The 2,291-nt window shown below is 65.9% G+C and carries 1 pseudogene; it reads right to left on the reverse strand.

What is annotated here, in order from left to right:
- Nucleotides 1-2,291: pseudogene (locus tag ACE3UY_RS15125) on the reverse strand (DNA-directed RNA polymerase subunit beta); the annotation flags it as partial.

The following is a 2,291-nucleotide window of genomic DNA, read 5'->3' on the forward strand; positions in this document are numbered from 1 at the left end:
CGCAGCCATTCGCGGGCGACGGCCCGGCGAGCATACGCCTCATCCGTCTCCAACTGCGCCGCGTCATAGCCCAACTCGCTCAGCCAGGCCACCACGAACTGCCGGCGCGCCTGCTCTTCGTTCTGCAACTGGGCCGTGTTGTACTTGATCTCGTCCAACCAGTCCCAGGCCCAATCGCTGGCGATCTTCCACGCCCGATCAATGAGCCAGGCCCGCCCCAACTCAGCGGCGATCTCCTGCTCGGTCGCGCCGTCAAACACGGGCGTGATGGCCCGGAAGCCGACCCGGCTGGCTGCCCAACCAAGGTGCGTCTCCAACACCTGGCCGATATTCATGCGGCCCGGCACGCCCAGCGGGCTGAGGATCAGGTCAACCGACCGCCCGTCATCCAGATAGGGCATGTCCTCGATGGGCACGATCTTGGAGATGACGCCCTTGTTGCCGTGGCGGCCGGCCATCTTGTCGCCCTCGGAGACCTTGCGGCGCTGGGCCACGCTGACCCGCACCATCGTCTCCACACCGGCCGGCAGGTCGCGGTCGTGCTGCCGGTCGAAGACCTGCACGTCCACCACCTTGCCGCGCGCGCCGTTGGGCAACCGCAGGCTGGAGTCTTTCACCTCACGCGCCTTATCGCCGAAGATGGCCCGCAGCAGCTTCTCCTCCGGGCTGAGTTCTTTCTCACCCTTGGGCGTGATCTTGCCCACCAGGATGTCGTTCTCGTTCACGTCGGCGCCGACGCGAATGATGCCCCGCTCGTCCAGGTCCTTCAGCGCGTCCTCGCTGACGTTCGGAATGTCATAGGTAATCTCTTCCGGCCCCAGCTTGGTGTCGCGCGCCTCGACCTCGTGCTTCTCAATGTGCACCGACGTGAAGCGGTCGCCGCGCACCATTGCCTCGCTGACCAGGATGGCGTCCTCGAAGTTGCCGCCCTCCCAGGACAGGAAGGCCACCACTACGTCCTGGCCCAACGCCAGTTCACCATTGCGCGTCGAGGAGCTGTCGGCCAGCACGTCGCCGATCTTCACCCGCTGGCCGCGATAGACCACCGGGTGCTGATCGATGCAGGTGCTCTGGTTGGAGCGGTTGTACTTGCGCAGCTTGTAGGTGCGCGGGCCGTTCTCACCCACAACCACCACCTTATCGCCGGAGACGCTGATTACCTCGCCCGGCTGGTCGGCCAACACAACCTGGCCGGAGTTCAGGGCCGCCTGAAGCTCCATGCCCGTGCTGACTACCGGCACGTCCGGCTGGAGCAGCGGCACGGCCTGGCGCTGCATGTTCGAACCCATGAGCGCGCGGTTGGCGTCGTCGTGCTCCAGGAACGGGATGAGCGCCGCCGACACGCCGACGATTTGGCGCGGGGCCACGTCCATGAAGTCCACGCGCTGCACCGAGGTGAAGCGGAACTGCTGGTTGCGGCGCGAAGAAACACGGGCGGCCGCGAACTGGCCGCGCTCATCGATCTTGGCGTTGGCCTGGGCGATGGTGTAGTGGTCTTCCTCGTCAGCCGACATGTAGATCGTCTCTTCCGTCAGGAAGGGCTTGACCTGCACCTCGTTGACGCCCGCCTCGCGCAGCTTCTCAAGGTGCTCGGCCGTGACGCGTTCCCCCTGCGCGACGAGAATCTCGCCCGTCGAGGGATCGGACACATTGGCAAAGGCGTCGTGGTCGATCAGCGTCTCGCCCACCGGCAACTTGTTCAGCACGCGGCGGTAGGGGGTCTCGATGAAGCCGTAGCGGTTCACGCGGCCGTAGGTTGCCAGACGGCCAATGAGGCCGATATTCGGGCCTTCCGGCGTCTCGATGGGGCAGATGCGGCCGTAGTGGCTGTGGTGCACGTCGCGCACCTCGAAGCCGGCGCGCTCGCGGCGCAAGCCACCCGGCCCCAGCGCCGACAGGGTGCGCTTGTGGGTCAACTCGGCCAGCGGATTGGCCTGCTCCATGAACTGGCTCAACTGCGAACTGCCGAAGAACTCGCGGATGGCGGCCACCACCGGGCGAATGTTGATCAGGGCCACCGGCGTCACGCTGTCGCTCTCGCGGATAGACATGCGCTCGCGCACCACCCGTTCCATGCGGCGCAAGCCGACGCGCAGCTTGGCCTGGATCAGCTCGCCGACCGTCTTGACCCGCCGGTTGCCCAGATGGTCGATGTCGTCGGCCCCTTCCAGGCCGTTGTTGATCAGGATCATGTGGCGCACCAGGTTGACAATGTCGTGCTGGGTGATGGTGCGGTGCGCCAGCGGCACAACGCCCTGCATGTTCAGGCGCTTGTTCAGCTTGTAGCGGCC

The sequence above is a fragment of the Promineifilum sp. (SeqCode) genome (assembly GCF_041918635.1).
GTDB lineage: Bacteria > Chloroflexota > Anaerolineae > Promineifilales > Promineifilaceae > Promineifilum.